Here is an 18,864-nt window from a genome sequence, read left to right as displayed (position 1 = left end):
GGTCAGGACGCCGACCGGCGGTCGAACACCACGTCCCGCGCTGTTCCCAGGGCGGTGGCCACCGCGCCCAGGAGCACCGCGTCCTCACCGAGCCGGCTGGGCACGATCTTCGGCCGCAGGGGTGTGAGCGCGCGCAGGTGCTCCCGTACCGGGCTCAGCAGCAGGTCCACGCTGTGGCCCACGCCGCCGCCCAGGACCACGAGATCCGGGTCGAGCACCGCCGCGGCCGCCGCGACCGTGTGCGCGATCCGCTCGCTCTCCAGCCCGACCGCCTTGACCGCAGCGGGATTTCCCTGCCGGGCCGCGTCGAAGACCGCCTTGGCGGTGAGCTGCCCGGTCATCCCGAACCTCCGTGCCGACTCGACGACCGCCACCCCCGAGACGGCGTCCTCCAGCGTCTGGGGCCGCTGCTGCCCGGGCCACGGCAGGAACCCGATCTCCCCGGCACCGCCGTGCGCCCCGGTGAACAGCCGGCCCTCGCTGACCACCCCCATGCCGAGCCCGGTGCCGATCATGATGTACGCGAAGAGCCGGGTGCCCGCTCCGATGCCGTAGGTGTACTCGCCGAGCGCCGCCAGATTGGCGTCGTTGTGGACCTCCAGCGGGACGCCCAGCTCCTCGCGCATCCGGTCGACCAGCCCGGCCCGCCCCCAGCCAGGCAGATGCATCGCGTACCGCACCCGCCGCCGCTCCGCGTCGTACACGCCCGGCGTGCCCACCACGGCGTGCGCCACCTCGTCGTGGCCGACGCCGGAGTTCCCGACGACCTGCCGGGCCGTGGTGACCACCAGGTCGGCCAGGGCTCCGGATGAGCGCGCCCGGTTGCGCACGTCCGCGCGGGCGACCAGCTCGCCGTCCAGGTTGGCGAGCGCCACGCGCAGCCAGCCGCGTCCGATGTCTATGCCCAGCGCGTACCCGGCGGAGGGGTCCGGGGCGTACAGGACGGCGACCCGGCCGCGCTCCGGCGCGTGCGTGCCGACCTCGTGGACCAGGCCGGCCTCGGCCAGGGCCGCCAGTGCGCTGGAGACCGTCGGCTTCGACAGGCCCGTCTCCCGGGCGAGTTGCGCGCGCGAAGCGGCGCCGGTGGAACGCAGCCGGTCCAGGAGCAGGCGCTCGTTGGTGCTGCGCAACCGCCGGCGGTTCCACGGCTGATCCGGCTGCTCGCCGGCGTCACCGACGGGCATCGCGGCATTCTCACTCATACGGGACACCCTCTTGACGCATCTAGTAAGGCTCCTTAACTTTATCGCCCAAGCGAGAGTTTGTGCCCAAGTACAGGCTCTCAGCCTCGCCGGGCGAGCCAAGGGGAGCCCAGCGTCGGCCGGATACCCGCCGCCCTTGATCCGTCGGCCGCCGAGTGGCGCCGGTCGGCACGTCGTACATCTCCCCGCGTCCCGCTTCAGGAGGACCCATGTCCGGTAGCCCGCCACCAGAGGGTGGCTTCGTCCGCCGTGTCGGCCTGTTCCAGGCGACTGCGATCAACATGAGCCAGATGTGCGGTATCGGGCCGTTCGTCACGATACCGCTGATGGTCGCCGCGTTCGGCGGCCCGCAGGCGGTGATCGGCTTCATCGCCGGCGCGCTCCTGGCCCTCGCCGACGGCCTGATCTGGGCCGAACTGGGTGCCGCGATGCCCGGCTCCGGCGGCAGTTACGTCTATCTGCGCCAGGCCTTCCAGTACCGAACGGGGCGGCTGATGCCGTTCCTCTTCGTCTGGACGGCGATGCTCTTCATCCCGCTGATCATGTCCACCGGTGTGGTCGGCTTCGTCCAGTACCTCGGCTATCTCGCACCGGACATGGGAGAGACGACCGGCGACCTCGTGGGCCTCGGCATGATCGTCCTGGTGATCGCCCTGCTGTGGCGGGGCATCGAGCACATCGCCAGGATCACGGCCGTGATGTGGGCCGTCATGATCACCTCGGTCCTTCTGGTGATCGTGGCCGCGGCCACCGACTTCAGCGCGGACCTGGCCTTCACCTACCCGGCGCACGCCTTCGACCTCACCAGCAACCACTTCTGGCTGGGCTTCGCCGCGGGCCTGACGATCGGCATCTACGACTACCTCGGCTACAACACGACCGCCTACATGGGCGCCGAGATCAAGGACCCGGGCCGTACGCTGCCGCGCTCCATCATCTACTCGATCCTCGGCATCATGACGATCTACCTGCTTCTGCAGATCGGCACGCTCGGCGTCATCGACTGGCACCGGATGACGGACCCGAACGACATCGCGTCCACCTCCGTCGCCTCCGCGGTCCTGGAGAAGACCTGGGGCAAGGGCGCAGCCGACACGGTCACGGTGCTCATCCTGATCACCGCCTTCGCCTCCGTGTTCACCGGTCTGCTCGGCGGCTCCCGGGTGCCCTACGACGCCGCCCGAGAACGGGTCTTCTTCCGCCCGTACGCCAAACTCCATCCCAAGCACCGCTTCCCCATGCTGGGCCTGGCCACCATGGGCGTGGTGACGGCGATCGGCTTCCTCATCGGCCGCCACACCGACCTGGCGACGCTGATCCAGCTCCTCACCACGGTGATGATCCTCGTGCAGGCACTGGCCCAGATCGCCGCCGTGACGGTCCTGCGCAGGCGACAGCCGACCCTGCGCCGCCCGTACAAGATGTGGCTCTACCCCGTGCCCAGCCTGGTCGCCCTGGTCGGCTGGCTGGTGATCTACGGCTATGCCGACAAGAACTCCCCCGGCCGCCATCCCATCGAATGGTCGCTGGCCTGGCTGGCCCTCGGCATCGTGGCGTACGCGCTGTGGGCGCGCTTCGAGAAGGTGTGGCCGTTCGCGCCGAAGGAGATCACCGAGGAATACCTCACCGCGCCGACCCCGGACGCGGAGCCCGCGGAGGCGTGAGAGAGGGGTGGGCGCACGCGCGTGCCCCACCGGGGTGGCCGATCCGCCTGGGGTTCGGACCGGCCAGCCCCGTACCTGCGCCCTGTCGGGGGAAGCAGGGGCTGAGGCGTTCCACGCAGCGCACGGCCCCGCGGGTCACCGTCGCCCGGTCTCCCCTGCGGCACGGCCGCTCGGACGGCTCATGATGCCGTCCGGGAACTCCTCCTCGCGGACCGCGTACACGAGGTGGGCGAGCGGCTCGGCAACCGCCAGGACGCGGGGCCGACCCCGCCTGGTCCCGGCACGTGCAGGGACCAGGCGGGGTCGGCCCCGCGCCCACCGAGTGTCTTACCGCCGGTTCGCGACGTACGGCGACATCCACCTCCGACAGCGCCGCCTCACAGCGCCGCCGACGACGCGCATGTCAACTCGCCTTCCCGGGCGCCTCCTTGTTGCCGTCGACGACGGCGCGCTGGGTGATCGCGCTGGTGGACATCACGGTGCCGGCCTTGAACTCCCCGTCCTTGTCGGCCTTGACCTGCACGGTGCGCTCGCCGAGCAGCTCCAGGGTCTTCCTGTCGAAGATCCACTCGGTGCGCTGGCCGTCGGTGTCGTTCTGCCGCGCCACCGCGATCCCGTGACGGCCCACGGCGTCGACCGCGTCGTCCACCGTGACGACCCCGGGGATCTTGGCCGCGGCCTTGTACAGGGCGGCGTTCAGGTCGGCGGGCGGGTAGCTCTCGTTCAGCAGATCGCCGATGGCGACGAAGGCCGCCTGGTCGCGAGGCACTTCGGGGTCCCGGTTGGAGTCGGACTCCTGGTAGATCCGCCGCAGCAGCGCGTCGGGGTCGGTGGGCAGCTCGGCCAAGGCGTTGTACGCCCCGGCCACCGGGTTCGGCCCGGCCAGGGTCATGCCCTCGTCGCTCGTCTCCCCCGCTTCGATCAGCCAGCCGTCCTTTCCGTCGAGGGACATCCAGACCCGACGGTCGTGCAGTTCCTGGCTGACGATCGTGGTCTTGCCGTCGACGGTCTTGGGGTAGGTGCTGGCCACCTTCGAGGCGATGTAGGTGAACTGGCCGTCGTGCACCGCGGGTTCGGAGGTGTCGGCGGCGGCAAGCGAGATGCGGTCGAGCAACTGGGGGGCGCCCTTGGGGTCGGCGACGCCGATCCGGGTGGTCAGAGCGGGACCGGTGGCCAGGGCGGCCGTGCCACCCTCCGAGTTGCCGCCGGACAGGGCGAAACCGGCCACGACCGCGCCGGCCAGGGCGAAGGCGCCCGCGGGCACCAGGATCGCGCGGCGCAGGAACGGGTTGCGGCGCCGCGCCGCGAGGGCCGGGCGGGCGTTGGTGCGGTCGGTGCGGAGGTCTTCGTGGATCTGGGCCATCATCTGCTCCTTGTGGAACTGGTGGCGGCCCGCCGGCAGATCCCGCTCGACGGAGGGCAGAAGTCGCTGGGTCTCCGTCCACTCAGCCGGATGCGGCTGGGAGGGGCTGGCGTTCATCGGTTTCCTTCCTGTGCGGACCGGATCACGTATCCGCGATCACCTGTTATCTGCCGGTCTGGGGTGGTGAGTTCCCGTTTGTTTCGGAGCAGTTCGACGTCGGCGAGTTTGCGCAGCCTGCCGCGGGCACGCGACAGCCGGGAGCGGACGGTGCCGACGGGGATGCCGAGGGCGCGGGCGGCTTCGGCGTACTCCATGCCCTCGCACAGACACAGCGTCAGGACCTCGCGTTCGGCGGGCTTGAGCGCGCTGAGGGCGGTCAGCGTGGCGCTGATCCGGCGCCGGTCGTCCAGGCGTCCGGCGGTCTCCTCGGCGTGGTCCTCGACGTACTCCTCCGCGGCGTTCGCGGCGGCCGCGGCACTGGCCGCGTTCCGGTAGCGCCGGTTGCTGCGGTACTGGGAGCGGGCGACGTTGGTGGCGATGCCCAGCAACCAGGGCCGCAACGAACCCCCTTCGGCCTCGACCGCCGCACGACGCCGCCAGGCCTCCATGAAGGTCGTCGCCATGATGTCCTCGGCCGCGGACCAGTCGGCGGTCAGCCTGAAGGCGTGGTTGTACACCGAGCGGGCACAGCCGTCGAAGAGTTCCGCAAAGGCGTCCGGATCCCCGGCCCGTATCCGAGTTCGCATATCTGTGGTCACGTCTGCAACTGCTCGTTCAGCACAGTGAGTTCCCGTGACGTACGCCACACTCGTGAAACGGCGAGGTTGCCTCACAGGTCCCCCTCCAGTACGGGGGCCCGGGCGTTCGGCGGGAGGTGGGACGGATCCTCCGGTCGGCTCGGGGAAGCCGAAAGCCCGTCGAGTGCCCGTAGGACTGGTGGAGAAACAAGGGAAATCCGCCGCGTGTTCTGTGATCGGCCGGGCATCAGATGCCTCGGAGGTTGATAACTATGGTTCCCCTGCTTCTCGTTCTGCTGCTGGCTCTGGTTCTCTTCGGTGCGGGTTTCGCCCTGAAGGCACTGTGGTGGATCGCCGTGATCGTGCTGGTGGTCTGGCTGCTGGGCTTCGTCATGCGGTCGGTGGACACCGGCGGCCGCAAGGGCCGCTGGTATCGCTGGTAACCCAGCAACCGGCACACACCACATCGCGGGCCCCGGGCAACATCCGGGGCCCGCAGCCATGTGCACCACCACAACACCCCATCCGGTGAAAAACGGTGTAACTGACACCTTCATGGGCACCAGGCCTGCAGCTGGGGCCCGGTGAAGCAGCGGAACCTGCGCCTCCACCCACACCGGACCCCGGCCCCTCCCCCGCCTTCCCGAGGTCCGACTACGGCGGGACGGGCGCCAGCACCACTGAGGCCTCGGTCTTCGGGTTGGAAGTCAGCTCCGCCGCGCGCGGGCGAGGGCGTCGGGCACCCAGTCGTGGAAGACAAGCCGGGGGAAGAGCCGGCCTGTGACGTCGAAAGTGAGCGAGAAGGCGGGGCTCATGCGCAGGTCGCGGTGCACGGTGCGGACTTGGACATGGGTGTCCGGAAGGTGCCAGCTCGACCCGTAGGGGCCGATCTGGTTGATCCTGGCGTGGATACGGTTGCCGTACACCAGGGCGGCGCAGCCGTGTTCCCTGGCCAGGGCGGCCGGAACGGCGGCGACCCAGCGGCTGAACTCGTCGAGATACCCGTACTCGGACAGCTCCCGCAGAGTGGTTCTGTCCATCCGCACGTTCCGGGCGCCGTCGAGGTACACCTTGACTTCCTCCCCCGCCTAGATGCGGGGGATTCCAGCGGTCGCCCGCTGGGATTCCTGCTTCACCGACGACCGCCCCGTCCGGGAGGACTCCCGTTGAGGTCTTACACCGTCTCCACAGGCAGACGCCGCCAGCCCGGCGGCCAGGATGTTGCGCGCCGCGTTCACGTCGCGGTCATGCACCGCGCCGCAGGCACACGTCCACTCGCGGACGTTCAGCGGCAGCTTCGCCGCGACCGTACCGCAGTCCCCGCACAGCTTGCTGCTGGGGAAGAAGCGGTCGATCACGACGAACTCGCGCCCGTACCAGGCGCACTTGTACTCCAGCATGGAACGCAATTGCATCCAGGCCGCGTCACTGATGGCGCGTGCGAGCGTGCCGTTCTTCAGCAAGTTGCGGACACTCAGGTCCTCGATCACGACCGTTTGGTTCTCACGGACGAGTCGAGTCGACAGCTTGTGCAGACAGTCACGGCGCCGGTCGGCGATCCGCGCATGCACGCGGGCCACCTTGAGCCGGGCCTTCTCGCGGTTCGCCGAGCCCTTCGCCTTGCGCGACAGCTCCCGCTGCGCGCGGGCCAGCCGCGCGCGATCCCGCCTCTCATGCTTGGGGTTGGCGACCTTTTCCCCGGTGGACAGTGTCACCAGGGAGGTGATCCCGGCGTCCAGGCCGACGGCCGCCGTGGTGGCGGCGGCCGGGGCGATGGTGTCCTCGCACAGCAGGGACACGAACCAGCGACCCGCCGCGTCGCGGGACACGGTCACCGTCGTGGGCTCGGCACCTTCCGGCAGGGGACGCGACCAGCGGATGTCCAGGGGCTGCGTCATCTTCGCCAGGGTCAGGCGCCCCTCGCGCCAGGTGAAGGCGCTGCGGGTGTACTCGGCCGACGCGCGGGACTTCTTGCGAGACTTGTAGCGCGGGTACTTCGCGCGCTTGGCGAAGAAGTTCCCGAACGCCGTCTGAAGATGACGCAGCGCCTGCTGCAGCGGGACCGAGGACACCTCCGTCAAAAAGGCCAGCTCCCCGGTCTTCTTCCACTCCGTCAGCGCGGCCGAGGACTCCACGTAGGAGATGCGGCGCTGCTCGCCGTACCAGGCCCGTGTGCGCTCCTCCAGCGCCTTGTTGAAGACGAGGCGCACGCAGCCGAACGTGCGCGACAGCTCAGCTGCCTGCTCGTCGGCGGGGTAAAAGCGGTACTTGAACGCCCGCTTGACCTGCTGCGTCACACCTCACACAGTATCAGTTTCTGTGTGAGCGGCGGGTGTCGGCCGATGGACAGCGCACGCCGGTCAGCCCTGGCGAACCGGCTTCCCCAGCCCTGCTCCGCAGGAGCTTCGTTTCATGGGAGCCGCTGTCGGTCAACAGTACTGCCGACGAAGAAAGTTGAGTCTGCCGCGAGCACGCCACCTCACCGCGCGATGAATGGTGAGCCGCGCGGCTGGACCCTGCCGTCCACACCGCGGCCCGCACCGGCAACGGCTGTTGGACCCCGCGAGCGTGGCGGCGGCTCCCGCCGCTCTGATGCCGCCCAGGTAGTACAAGATCAGCGATTCTTGCGTCGTTGCGGGGCGCCTGGTAGGACTGTGGCGCGCCGTCACCGTCACATGTTCGATTCTGCGGGGGTTCATGTGGTCGCCACGGCCTTCACGTCCTCGTCGCGGCGACACCCGGATGCTCCGCGCCCGGCCAGGCGGCGGCTTCCCGCCGTTGCCAGGCGGGCCACGCAGCACGGGCTGGTGCTGGCCGCTGTCGCGGTGACCGTACTGCTGTGTGCGACGGTGCTGGCGGCGCTCGCGGCGGTGGCGGGGAGCTCGGTGCAGGCCGGGGCAGTGCGGCGGCTGGCTGCCGACCCCGACGCGCAGGTGAACGTCAATGCGTCTTTCCGGGCCGGGGGGATGGCCGCCGCCGATCGACAGGTGCGCGCCGCCGGTGACCGCGTGTTCGCCGGGGTGCCGCAGCGGACGTACGTGGGGCTGCTGGGCACGTCGCCGGTCTCGGTGACAGGGATCGACGGGGTGGCGGGTCCGCCGCGCGGCCCCGGGGGCCGCGGGCTTCACCCGGTCGCGGTGCAGGAGGGGGGCAGGTTCGCGCAGTTGGTCTCCGGGAGGTGGCCGGTCGGCACGGCCGACGCCCCGGCCGGCGCGTTCACATCGCTGCCCGATGTCCGGGTCGCCACCGGGTCCACCGCTGCGGTCGACACGGCGGTGCCCGACGCGCTGGCCAAACGCCTGGGCGTCGTACCCGGTTCCACCCTTCAGGTGCGGGACGCCTTCAGCCGTGCCATGACTCTGCGGATCACCGGCGTCTTCCGGGCGACCGGCGCCGTCGGGTTCTGGCCCGCGATGGCCGGCGACCTGGCCGAGGGCGGGACTGCCGACCAGGACCTGCTGGTGGTCTCGGCGTCGGCTCTCAACGGCAGCGCCGCCCTGAACGGGCATCTGACGGTCCACTGGAGTATGCAGCCCGGCCTCTCCCGTCTCGACGCGGGCAGCCTCGCCGGGCTGCGCGACCGGCTGCGGGCTTTCTCCGGCAGTCAGAGCGGCGTGTCGGTGTTCCGGGGGCGGCAGCCGTCGTTGGAGGACCTGACGGTGGCGTCCGGTCTGCCGGGGGCGATCGACGAACTGACGGTGCCGGTGGTGGCGGCCCGGTCCTCGCTGTACCTGCCGAGCGTGATGCTGGGGGTCCTCGCCCTGGCGACGCTGGTGCTGGCGGCCCGCCAGTTGACCGTGCGGCGGCGCGACGAACTGGCGCTGCAACGGGCCAGAGGTGCCGGCACCCTGCGGTTGCTGCGGGGCGCGGCGGCCGAGTGGGCGCTGACCTGCATTCCGGCCGCCGGCGTGGCGCCCTTCCTGGCCGGGCTGCTGCACCCCGGCGGCCGGGGCAACGACGCGTGGGCGGTGGTGGGTCTGACGCTGCTGGTGCACGCCGCGGCGGTGCTGTTGCCTGTGCTGCCGTCGGCACGGTCGCGGCCGGCCCGCGGCGCACGGGCCGCCGCCGCGCAGCGGCTGGGCGCCGACGTGGCGCTGCTGGCCGTCGCGGTCCTGGGGTATCTGGAGTTGCGGCGGCACCACTCGCTGATCGCCGACGTGGGCACCGGCAGCGCGTCCGCGGACCCGGTGCTGGTCCTGGTGCCGACCCTGGTGGCCGGCGCCGCCGCGCTCCTGCTGCTGCGGCTGCTGCCGCTGACCTCCCTGCTGCTGGACGCGTTCGGCCGTCGCAGCCGGGGCCTGGTCCTGGCGCTGGGCGGCTGGCAGTTGAGCCGGCGGGCCGCGCGCAACGCGGGGCCGGTGGTGCTGATGTGTCTGGCCGTGTCGGTGAGCGCTTTCGCCACCACCGCGCTGGCCTGCCTGGGCGGCCTGGCGTCCGAGCAGGCCGCGTTCACGGTGGGTGCGGACGTGCGGATCTCCCCGTCCGCGGACAACGGCTACCCCTCATCCGTACTGGGCGCCGCCTATCGCGCGCTGCCGGCGGTGACCTTCGCGGCGCCGGTGACGCAGTCGACGGTGAATCTGCCCGGCGGCGCCACCGAGAATCTGGTCGGCACGATCGGCGGGCCCGCTCCCCGCACCCCGTCACCGGTCGTCGTCGGGATACGACTTCCCGGGCGTCCGACCGCGCTGCTGCTGGACGAGCGGCTGCGCAGCGACGGCAACCGCGCGGCACCGAGCCTGGAACTGACCGTGCAGGACGCGTCCGGCCTCGTCAGCGCGGTGGCGACCCGCCTGCCCGCCGCCGACGGTGCCAGGCACACCGTCGTGGTCCCGCTCGACGTGGCGCTGAGCGGCGGCCACCCGCGGGCGTATCCGCTGACGGTGACCGCCGTCAAGGTCCTGCCGCAGCCGGACGTGCGTCCCGCGCGGCTGGACCTTGAACTGATCCGGGTCGGCGCGCGCGGCACCGCGGACACCTGGGCCGCCCCGCTGCCCGGTGGGCAGACGTGGTCCGACGGTACGGCCCACGCCGCCGACGCCACCAAGGGGGCCTGCAAAGGGCAGCCGGCCGACAGCTACGTTCCCGGCACCCCCGGGGTGTGTGCGATCGTTCCCGGCGGCTCCAAGGTTTTCCGGACCACCGTCAGCACCGGCATCCCGGCGTCGCGGGCGGTCGGAGACGCCTTTGGCGGCCTGACCGACAGCGACTACGCCACCGAGGTCGGCAGCCAGGTGCGACTCGTGGCGGGCCCGGTCGGCGGTCCAGCGCCGCTTCCGGTACGCGTCAACGCCTCCGCGCTGCGCGACGCGCGCCTGAGTGTGGGCGGCACCACCACGCTGGATCTGGGCGGCGGCCAGGTCACCGCCCACATTGTGGGCCGCGTCGACGCGTTGCCCGGGCTGGGCCGCGGACAGGGGTATCTGATTGCCGACCAGCGCCACCTCGCCACCGCCTTGACGCTGGCCGGTGTCGGCCAGGAAAAGCCCGCGTTCTGGTGGCTGGGCAGCACCGACAGCGCGCGCACGGCCGCGGCCGCCGAGGCGCAGCCCGCGCTGGGCCGCGTCACCACCACGGCGCGCACCGCCGTGTCGCTGCAAGCCGACCCGTTCCGCAGGGGGTTGGGCCGGGTCCTCGAACTGGTCCGGTATCTGGCCCCCGGTTTCGCCGTCATCGCCTTCACGGTGCACGCGGTGGTCTCCACCCGGCAGCGCCGCAAGGAGTTCGCCCTGCTGCGGGCGATCGGCGTCCGTTCCAAGAGCCTGTCCGCGCTGCTGGGCGCCGAGCAACTGGGTCTGGCCCTGTTCGCGGTGGTCCCGGGGGCCTTGATGGGCATGGCCCTGGCATCGGCTGTGCTGCCGCTGGTCACCGTCGACGACAGCGGACAGGCCCCCTATCCGCCGCTGCCGCAGGTCACACCCTGGGGCACCGTGGCGCTGACCGCGGTGGCGACCGCTGTGGCCATCAGCGCGGTCGTGCTGGCACTGGCCCGCCTGCTGGCCCGGGTGGACCTGGTACGCGTGCTGCGAGCGGGGGAAGACCGTTGAGCCGGGCGGCCGGACACGACCGGAAAGGGCGGACGGTGACGCGATCCGCCGGTAGGGGCGCGGCGGTGACGCGGCGTCTGATACGCAAGGAGACTCGCGGCGACCTGCCGGCGCTGGCCTGCCTTGCGGTGCTGGTCCTGGTGCTGACGGCGCTGTGCGCCTGGGCCCCCGCCCTCGCGGGACGCCAGGAGGACCGGGCACTGCGGCAGCGCGTCGACGCCGCGCAGGCCCAAGCACCCCTGATCAGCCTGAGCACCACACCGGAGGTCTTCGACACCTCGCCGCCCTCCGTGGACATGGCCACCCTGCTCGGCGCCGACCGCACCCTCACCGAGCAGCTCAGCGGCCCCGCCGCGCGGCACCTGACCTCCACCGGCGGCGGCAGCTACGACTACAACCCGGCGTCCCTGATCTCGCCGCGGCCGCCGGGGCCGGCGAACACCGGCACCAACCTGACGGTCAGCTACCTGCCCTCCGCGCGAACCCATCTCCACTACGTCAGCGGTCGCGCGCCGGCCGACCACACGCCGATTGCCACCGCGCCCCAGATCGGGCTGTCGCAGACCACCGCGCGGGCGCTGGGCGTCCGGACGGGCAGCCGGCTGACCCTCGAGTTCCCGAAGACACCCGTGGCGCAGAACGCACCGCCCCGCGCGGCGCTGGTGGTGAGCGGGGTGTACCGCACCACGGCCGCGGCCGACGACTTCTGGAACGGCCGCGAGACGTTGGACCAGCCCTCGCGCTACCCGGCGGAGCAGTCCGCCGGCACCGTGCTGGCCGTCCGCGGTCTCGTCGGCCTCGACGCCGCCGGCCTGCTGGCCGCTGCCGGGGTGGGCGGCCCGCGGGTGACCTGGCAGTTGCGCGCCGACCTGTCCGGGCCGGCGCTCGACCAGGCCCGCGCACTGACCGGGCCACTGTCCCACTACGGCGCGGACCTGAGCGCCGCCCTGTGCCAGGGGACCGACTGGGTCACCGGCGACATCGGCTGCCACGTCGTCGGCCAGGCCACCGGGTCCCTGCTGGTGACCGACTCCCTGACGCCGCTGCTCGCCACGTTCACCGCTCAGGACCATCAGGCCAGGGCGCTGGCGAGATTCGCCGTCGACGCGCTGGCCGCGGTCGTGCTGGCCACCGTCACCGTCGCGGTACGGCTGCTTCTGCGCCGAAGGCAGGCGCACCTGCGGTTGCAACGTGCGCGGGGCGCGTCCACCGCCGGGCTGGTGCTGCTGCGCTGCGCCGTGGCCTGGCCGGCGGTGCTGGGCGCCGCCCTGCTCGGCTGGGCTGCCGGACGAGCTCTCACTCCCACGGGCACGTCCGGATCGCCGCAACCTGTGCCCGCCGCCGTCGCCGCCGCGGTGGTGGCGCTGACGGTGCCGCTGATGACCTGGCTCGCGGTCCGCGAGCCGCGCAGGCCCAGCCGCCCGCGACGCCCGCGCCGGCACCTGGCCGTAGGCCGGCGCCTGGTCCTGGAGCTCACCGTGCTGCTCACGGCGGCGGCGGGCGTGGTCGCGCTGCGCTCGCAGGGCCCCGACGGGATCCTGGGCGCGGTACCGGTGCTGGTGGCGCTGGCCGTCGTACTGATCCTGCTGCGGATCTACCCGCTCGTACTGCGCCTGGTGCTGCGGCAGGCCCGGCGCGGCCGGGGAACGGTGGGCTTCATCGGGGCAGCCCGGGCCGCCCACGACGCCCCGGCGACCGGGCTGGCCCTGTTCGTCCTGGTCCTGACCATGGGCACGGCCGTGTTCGGCGGCCTCGTGCAGCGTACGATCGACGACGGCCTGGCGGCGGGTGCGGCCTGGACCACCGGCGCCGACGCGAGCGCGACCGTGGCCGGGACCGGCGCCTCCGCCGCGAACAGCGCACCGCGGGCCGGCGCCACCGGAATACGGACTGCCGTCCAGCGGCTGCGCACTCTCGACATGGCGGGACAGGCCGACGGTGCGGCGATCCGCCAGGTCGCCGTGATCACAGTGGATCCCCGACAACTGGTCGCCATCGCCCCAAAGTCGCCGCTGGCCGGCACTCTGATGTCCGGGCTGGACACCCCGCCCGGAACCCGGACCGACGCGAGCGTCCCGCTGCCGTCCTTCCTCTCGCCCGACCTGCGGGCGAGAGAGCGCACCGGCGACTTCACCACCACCGTCGTGACCCAGGGGCAGCCCTCGGTGAACCTGATCCTCAAGCCGGTCGGCACCCTCACCGCCGCGGAGCTGCGCGACCCCCTCCTCGGGCCGGTCACCGCGCAGATCCCCGCCGGGACGCCGATGCTGATCACCACCGCCACCGCCGAGCACCTGCTGGGCCAGCAGCCCTCGGGGAGCACCGTCCTGCTCCTCGAGGGCGAGGGTCCCGCCACCGCCGAGCCCGCGGCGCTGCGCTCGACGGCGGCCAAGGCGCTCGGGCCGCTGGCCCGGATCCGCGTCCGCTCCGAGACGCTGAGCACCCTGCGAGCGGACGGCCTGACGCGGGGCCTCGGCACGATCTACACCATCAGTTCGGTCCTGGCCGCGCTCTCCGGCCTGCTCGCGCTCGCACTGGAACTGACCCTCACCTCCCACGAGCGCAGCCGCACCACCTCGTTCCTGCGCACGCTCGGCCTCGGCGGCAAGCAAGCCGGAGCGGTGCATTTCCTGCAACTGCTGCCGCTGGCCGTAGCCTCGGCGGTGGGCGGCACTCTGCTCGGACTGCTCGTGCCGCGGCTCATAGCGGGGACGCTGGACCTGCGGCAGTTCACCGGCGGACCGGCTCAACCGGAGCTGCGGACCGACTACTCGCTGACCCTCGCCCTCGTCACCGGTGTGACCGCGCTGATCCTGGCCGCCGCGGCCACCGAGACCGCCTTCGTCCGCCGGCGCCGCCTGGGGGCCGTACTGCGCCTCCCGTGAAGGCCGCCCAGCTCCGCATGTGATGACCGCCCGGTCAGCCACCGAGCGAACCGATTACCGCGCACCGTCGGCGCTCGGGGCGTCCTCCGCGTCGGACCTCGCGCGCCGCGCGGCCTCGTCGGGCCATACGCCGATGTGGTCGCTCTCCAAAGCCAGCCGTACGCGCTTGCGCAGGTGCAGGCGCTCGGTGAACTCGCCCGGCAGTTGCAGCCGGCCGCTGCCGTCCAGTACCGCGTACTCCTCGGCGGTGAGCACCTCGACGCCGTCCTCGCCGGTGGCGACCCGGCGCAGCACCTCGGTCGAGGTGCGGCCGTTGCGAATCCGTACGGTCCGCTGGACCTGCTCGGACACGAGTGCGTCGTGGGTGACCACGACCACGGTGACGCCCAACTCCTCGTTGGCCCGGCGCAGCGCGGCGAACACCTCGTCGCTGGTGGCGGTGTCGAGTTCGCCGGTGGGTTCGTCGGCGAACAGCACCCGGGGCGCGTTGGCGTTCGCGACGGCGACCGCGACCCGCTGCTGCTCGCCGCCGGAGAGCGTGTCCGGGGTGCGGTCCCGGCAGTGGCCGACGGACAGCAGGTCGAGCAGTTCCTCTGCCCGGGCCCGGCGCTGCGAGCGCTTGATCCCGGTGTACGTCATCGGGAGCATCACGTTCTCCGCCGCCGAAAGGTAGGGCAGCAGGTTGCGAGAGGTCTGCTGCCAGACGAACCCCACGATCTCGCGCCGGTACCTGAGCCGGTCGCGGCGCTTCATCGCCAGCAGGTCGTGTCCGGCGACCTCGGCGGCGCCCGCGGTGGGCACGTCCTGGCCGGACAGTATGCCCAGCAGGGTGGACTTGCCGGAGCCGGAGACCCCGATCACCGCGATCATCTCGCCCTGGGCCACGGCCAGGTCCAGGCCCTGGAGGGCCTGGACTTCGACACCCTCGGTCTGGTAGATCCGCACCAGGTTCTCGCAGACCACCAGCCCCTCCTCGCGTTGCGGGGCGGCGGCTGCGGCTGCCCTCCGTCGCAGCTCGTCCAAGTCCGGTGCCCCGACCGGCTGTTCGTGCACTGCCACGCGGTCCCCCGAGGAGATCAGGTCTACGGATAACACTGTCGGACAGCCGCCAGGGTAGTGCGGCGCGGCGAAGTCCCGGCAGGTTCGGGCGGTGGTGGCCTTGCCGTCCCGAACGCTCAGGTGGCGCCCGAACGCTCAGGTGGCGCCGCCTGCGACGGGTGACAGGCGTGACGAGCAGTACCCCGCCCACCCCGTCACATCGGATGAGGCCGAAGGACTGGATGACGAAGCCGATGCGGTCGCTGCGCGGCGCCGGCAGGTCGTCGTCGCCGAGACCGGCCAGGTCGGTGGCCGTCGAGGATGATCCGGCCGCCGTCCGGGGCGTCGAAGCCACCGTCCAGGTCGAGCACGCAACCGGCTGGGGGGCACCACCCTGGCCTGCCGCTGCTTCGTCTGGCCCTCACTCCGGTCCGCACCCTCCATCGGGCCACCCCCGACCGAAGCCACCGAAATGCTCGTGGTGACGCGATCGGTAAGCCTGCCGGGTGACGCATGTGTCCATTTGCCGCCTAGCGGAGGTCACGGAGCATGGATCGATTTATCAGTGGAATAGACAAAAGCGCGCCATACAGGCAAACCGGACGCAGCTGCACTGGAGGACCCCTTGGGCAACAAACACGTTGGCGTCGGTATCGGACTGGTGATCGGTGCCCTGGCGCTGCAGATTCCGGCCTCTGCCGCCGCCGGTGACTCAGGTCTCGACATCCGCTCGCAGGCGGGCTCTCCCGGCTCCACAGTCACCGTCAGCACCGAGGCCTGCGGCGAGGATGTGGACTACGGGAAGGGCGAGTCCGAGGTGGCAGGGGCGTTCCACCTCTTCGAAGGCGAGAGGAAGGGCGTACTCACCGGCCAGTTCACGGTGCCGGAAGGAACCGAGGCCACCAGCGACACCGTCACCGTCAAATGCCCACCGCGGATCAAGCTCACAGATTCCTACTCGCTGACGGAGCGCCGGCCCAATGGTGCCGTCGAGGCCGGTTTCGGAGACACCGACAGCACAGCGGCGCAGCTCGCTCTGGGCGGAGCGCTGATCGCCGCAGGTGCCGCCGGTTGGCTGGTGCGGGCGCGTAGCCGCTCGCACGCGAACCGCACCTGACCGCCCCGCGTTGTGCCGCACCGGCTCCCGGTATCTCTCTCGCCGGGAGCTGGATGGTATGGCTCTCCGTCTTTCCCCCAGCTGTAATCAAGAGGCTCAAACACGATGGTCCCAGGGCACCAAACCCGCGCTTCCTCGCCCTCGTACATCCCTTCGGTCAAGCTTCTGTCCTGGACGTTGGTGGCAGGTACGCTGCTGGTGACCGGTGCGCTGCACGACGGGCAGCCACCGCAGCCTTCGGTGGGCCAGGCCTTCTCACCCCCGGCGGCTCCCACCGTCGGCCGTACTGTCGCCCCGGCAGCGGGCTCCGTCGTTCAGCCGCTGCAACCGTCAGCGCCACTCCGGCTCCGGATCCCCACCATCGGCGTGGACGCACCTGTGAGCAAGCTGGACCTCGACGCATCGGGGGCACTACAGCCCCCACCGGCCGACCATCCCGGCCTCGCCGGCTGGTACGGCGGGGGCCCGCCCCCCGGATCCGTCGGGACAGCCGTCACCACGGGACACGTGGACCTGCCCAACGGCCAACGCGGGGTCTTCTACGGCCTCGGCTCCGTCGCCAAAGGCAACACGATCGAGGTCGACCGGGCAGACCGGCGCACAGCCCTTTTCACCGTCGACGCCGTAGAGGTCTACGACAAGGAACGATTTCCCGATGACAAGGTCTACGGCAGTTCCGGCCGGGCCGAACTACGCGTGATCACCTGCGGCGGCGGTTACACCAAGCACAGCGGATACCAGGGCAACGTCGTCGTCTACGCCACACTCACCGGGGTGAGATAGGCGCCGGCCTGGGATTTGACCCGGGGTCAGTGACCTGGACGCCGCCCTCTCCTGCTCGGTCCCGGGCGCCGGCGGCTGGACTCCCCTGGGTGACCGCGAGTTGGGGTCCACCGGCTCGTCAATGCGCTGGAGCCTCGTGCGTCGACAGCCTGCCGTCGAGATCCCCACTTGTGGAAGGTGGGCTCCCAGATCGAGCCGTACTCGGCAGCTGAGCGATGCCACACCCCAGCAGTGACCTCAACGCTCCTGGATGTAGTCACCAAGTGACACGGTCGGCAAGGCGGGCAGGTCGGCGGCCACCGTGCCGAGGAGTGCGAGGGCCTGCTGGGAAGCGCTGCCGGGCTCGGCCTGGTACACGACGAGTTGCTGGTCCGTCGCGCTGTCGACGGTGAACGAGTCGTAGGCCAGGGTCAGTTCGCCGACCTGGTGGTGGTTGAAGGACTTGGCCTCATGAGCCTTGCCGCGTACGTCATGGCGGGCCCACAGATCGCGGAACTCCGAACTTTTCAGGGACAGTTCGCCGACGAGTTCGGTCAGCCGGGGATCGTTCACCAGCTCGCCGCTGCCCGCGCGCAGGGCCGCGAGCCCGGACCTGGCGACCCGCTCCCAGTCGGGGTAGAAGTCCCGGGCGTCGGGATTCAGGAAGGTGAACCGGACCAGATTTGTCTCGCCCTGGTCCAGCATCCTGGCGAAGAGGGCGCGTCCGAGGCAGTTGCCGGCCAGTACATCCAGTCGACGGTCGAGGATCAGTGCGGGTGTGTGATGCCAGCCGTCCATCAAGCGCAGCAAACTCGGCCCGACGGGCGCACCGCCACCTCGCCGGACGGAGCCACGAGCCGTTCGTGCCAGTTGGTGCAGGTGCGCCGTTTCCTCGGGATTCAGTCCGAGGGCGCGGGCCAGGGCGTGCACCACCTGTGCGGAAGGGTGCTTCTCGCGTCCCTGTTCCAGCCGGGCGTAGTAGTCGGCGCTGACTCCGGACGACTGGGCGACCTCCTCCCGGCGCAGGCCCGGCGTCCTGCGCCGGCCCGACCAGGGCTGCCCGGACCGGGACGGGCTGGTCATCTCTCGGCGGGCGCGGAGGAACTCTCCCAGGGGGTTGCCACTGTCCATGCCGCAACGATAGACGCGCACGCGATGGGTTACCTGGGTGTGGCGCACCCTGGACGGGAGCGCTGCGGTCACCCAGCTGACCCGCAACCCGCGCGCCTCGCTCGGGCCTCGCGGCGTACGGGTGCGGTCCGTCGCCCCGGCCTTCGCCGTCACCGGCCTCGGCGCCGACATGGCACACGAGGCCACTCGGGTCGGGCTGGACGAGATGCGGCCAGGCAAGGCGGCCAAGGGGTGGATCAGCAGGACTCCCCGAACTTGACTGCGGCCAGCGTGACGGGCCGGCCGTCGAGCTTGGCGCCGGCGGGCGGCTCCTGTGAACACACCTGCCAGTTCGACTCCAAGAGCACCATGCGGTCCTGCCCGGAAGAGTCCCTGACGGTGATGCTCGTGGAGCTGTCGAGCGCCCGGCGGGCGACTTTGACGGCTTTGCCCTTGAAGTCGGGCATCGTGCTTCCGGCGGCCTCCTGAGCTGTCCCCTCGTCCTTGGCCGGGCAGTCCTCTTCGAGCTTGACCGTGGCGAAGTCGACCCTCGTGTCGGTTGGGTGCTGGCCGGCCGTCGGGGTCTGGGAGCAGACCTGCCAGTTGCGGTCGAAGGCCTGCATGCGGTCGCGGCCGAGCGCGTCGTGGGAAGTGAGGCTGTAGAACCCTGCTTCTTGGGCCTCATCCTGCGCGGATTGGAGGCCCTTGCCTGTCATGTCCGGCAGCTTGGCGGTGTCGGTCTTCGCCGCGTCGTTGCCGGTGCTCGCCTTGTCGTTGGCGTCCTGGCTGCTGCGACCCTTGCTGGAGCCGCTGCTCGTGTCGGCGCCTTCGCAGGCGGTGAGTGTGAGCAGTGCTGCGATGGCCACTGCGGCTGCGGCGGTGCGGGTGTGCATGGTGTCCCCCAGTGATCCGAGCTGAGTGAGCATCATGCGTGGTTCG

At 71.4% G+C, this 18,864-nt stretch carries 15 protein-coding genes; 7 read left to right on the top strand and 8 right to left on the bottom strand.

What is annotated here, in order from left to right; genetic code table 11:
- Window positions 1-2: 2 nt before the first annotated feature.
- Complete coding sequence (locus OG985_RS43550; protein WP_371674678.1) at window positions 3-1,184, bottom strand: ROK family protein; 1,182 nt, start codon at window positions 1,182-1,184, stop codon at window positions 3-5.
- 227 nt (window positions 1,185-1,411) lie between these two features.
- Between OG985_RS43550 and OG985_RS43545 the strand changes: the two genes are divergently transcribed.
- Entirely contained in the window at window positions 1,412-2,866 is a 1,455-nt protein-coding gene (locus OG985_RS43545) for an APC family permease (RefSeq protein WP_371673941.1), read from the top strand.
- A 403-nt stretch (window positions 2,867-3,269) separates the two neighbouring features.
- Here OG985_RS43545 and OG985_RS43540 read toward each other — a convergent pair whose 3' ends face one another.
- Window positions 3,270-4,346, bottom strand: coding sequence for a CU044_5270 family protein (locus tag OG985_RS43540; RefSeq protein WP_371673940.1), 1,077 nt, complete (start codon window positions 4,344-4,346; stop codon window positions 3,270-3,272).
- Window positions 4,343-4,987 (bottom strand): RNA polymerase sigma factor, encoded by a 645-nt coding sequence (locus OG985_RS43535; RefSeq protein WP_371673939.1) that lies wholly within the window; start codon window positions 4,985-4,987, stop codon window positions 4,343-4,345. The genes OG985_RS43540 and OG985_RS43535 overlap by 4 nt, the downstream gene beginning before the upstream one ends.
- A 251-nt stretch (window positions 4,988-5,238) precedes the next feature.
- Between OG985_RS43535 and OG985_RS43530 the strand changes: the two genes are divergently transcribed.
- The gene (locus OG985_RS43530) at window positions 5,239-5,409 is read left to right on the top strand and encodes a hydrophobic protein (RefSeq protein ID WP_371673938.1); all 171 of its coding nucleotides are present in this window, start codon (window positions 5,239-5,241) and stop codon (window positions 5,407-5,409) included.
- Between the two features lie 264 nt (window positions 5,410-5,673).
- Here the strand turns inward: OG985_RS43530 and OG985_RS43525 are convergent, their stop codons facing one another.
- Complete coding sequence (locus OG985_RS43525) at window positions 5,674-6,006, bottom strand: hypothetical protein (protein ID WP_371673937.1); 333 nt, start codon at window positions 6,004-6,006, stop codon at window positions 5,674-5,676.
- Between the two features lie 48 nt (window positions 6,007-6,054).
- A complete protein-coding gene (locus tag OG985_RS43520; RefSeq protein ID WP_371673936.1) occupies window positions 6,055-7,263 on the bottom strand; it encodes an RNA-guided endonuclease InsQ/TnpB family protein in 1,209 nt (402 codons plus the stop codon).
- A 510-nt stretch (window positions 7,264-7,773) separates the two neighbouring features.
- On the opposite strand from OG985_RS43520, the gene OG985_RS43515 reads away from it, so the two are divergent.
- Both OG985_RS43515 and OG985_RS43510 read left to right on the top strand, forming a co-directional pair.
- Complete coding sequence (locus OG985_RS43515; protein ID WP_371673935.1) at window positions 7,774-11,013, top strand: FtsX-like permease family protein; 3,240 nt, start codon at window positions 7,774-7,776, stop codon at window positions 11,011-11,013.
- A 65-nt stretch (window positions 11,014-11,078) separates the two neighbouring features.
- Window positions 11,079-13,898 carry an FtsX-like permease family protein gene (locus tag OG985_RS43510; RefSeq protein WP_371673934.1) on the top strand — a complete coding sequence of 940 codons (2,820 nt, stop codon included), beginning with the start codon at window positions 11,079-11,081 and terminating at the stop codon, window positions 13,896-13,898.
- A gap of 54 nt (window positions 13,899-13,952) precedes the next feature.
- Here OG985_RS43510 and OG985_RS43505 read toward each other — a convergent pair whose 3' ends face one another.
- Window positions 13,953-14,951 (bottom strand): ABC transporter ATP-binding protein, encoded by a 999-nt coding sequence (locus OG985_RS43505; protein WP_371674677.1) that lies wholly within the window; start codon window positions 14,949-14,951, stop codon window positions 13,953-13,955.
- A gap of 610 nt (window positions 14,952-15,561) precedes the next feature.
- Here OG985_RS43505 and OG985_RS43500 point away from each other — a divergent pair.
- The gene (locus OG985_RS43500) at window positions 15,562-16,053 is read left to right on the top strand and encodes a sortase (protein ID WP_371673933.1); all 492 of its coding nucleotides are present in this window, start codon (window positions 15,562-15,564) and stop codon (window positions 16,051-16,053) included.
- 105 nt (window positions 16,054-16,158) lie between these two features.
- Entirely contained in the window at window positions 16,159-16,836 is a 678-nt protein-coding gene (locus OG985_RS43495; protein ID WP_371673932.1) for a class F sortase, read from the top strand.
- Window positions 16,837-17,073: 237 nt separating this feature from the next.
- Here the strand turns inward: OG985_RS43495 and OG985_RS43490 are convergent, their stop codons facing one another.
- Window positions 17,074-17,946, bottom strand: coding sequence for a helix-turn-helix transcriptional regulator (locus tag OG985_RS43490; protein ID WP_371673931.1), 873 nt, complete (start codon window positions 17,944-17,946; stop codon window positions 17,074-17,076).
- Between the two features lie 37 nt (window positions 17,947-17,983).
- On the opposite strand from OG985_RS43490, the gene OG985_RS43485 reads away from it, so the two are divergent.
- The gene (locus OG985_RS43485; protein WP_371673930.1) at window positions 17,984-18,205 is read left to right on the top strand and encodes a hypothetical protein; all 222 of its coding nucleotides are present in this window, start codon (window positions 17,984-17,986) and stop codon (window positions 18,203-18,205) included.
- Here the strand turns inward: OG985_RS43485 and OG985_RS43480 are convergent.
- Window positions 18,183-18,818, bottom strand: coding sequence for a hypothetical protein (locus OG985_RS43480; protein ID WP_371673929.1), 636 nt, complete (start codon window positions 18,816-18,818; stop codon window positions 18,183-18,185). The genes OG985_RS43485 and OG985_RS43480 overlap by 23 nt on opposite strands.
- Between the last annotated feature and the right edge of the window lie 46 nt (window positions 18,819-18,864).

The organism is Streptomyces sp. NBC_00289 (assembly GCF_041435115.1).
In the GTDB taxonomy this organism is placed as follows: domain Bacteria; phylum Actinomycetota; class Actinomycetes; order Streptomycetales; family Streptomycetaceae; genus Streptomyces.
This window is presented reverse-complemented; position numbering and strand designations above follow the sequence as displayed.

Bases quoted from the DNA above. Each gene is read 5' to 3' on its own strand.
- OG985_RS43550 (WP_371674678.1), bottom strand. From the start codon at position 1,184: ATGCCCGTCGGTGACGCCGGCGAGCAGCCGGATCAGCCGTGGAACCGC.
- OG985_RS43545 (WP_371673941.1), top strand. From the start codon at position 1,412: ATGTCCGGTAGCCCGCCACCAGAGGGTGGCTTCGTCCGCCGTGTCGGC.
- OG985_RS43540 (WP_371673940.1), bottom strand. From the start codon at position 4,346: ATGAACGCCAGCCCCTCCCAGCCGCATCCGGCTGAGTGGACGGAGACC.
- OG985_RS43530 (WP_371673938.1), top strand. From the start codon at position 5,239: ATGGTTCCCCTGCTTCTCGTTCTGCTGCTGGCTCTGGTTCTCTTCGGT.
- OG985_RS43525 (WP_371673937.1), bottom strand. From the start codon at position 6,006: ATGGACAGAACCACTCTGCGGGAGCTGTCCGAGTACGGGTATCTCGAC.
- OG985_RS43495 (WP_371673932.1), top strand. From the start codon at position 16,159: ATGGTCCCAGGGCACCAAACCCGCGCTTCCTCGCCCTCGTACATCCCT.
- OG985_RS43490 (WP_371673931.1), bottom strand. From the start codon at position 17,946: ATGGACAGTGGCAACCCCCTGGGAGAGTTCCTCCGCGCCCGCCGAGAG.
- OG985_RS43480 (WP_371673929.1), bottom strand. From the start codon at position 18,818: ATGCACACCCGCACCGCCGCAGCCGCAGTGGCCATCGCAGCACTGCTC.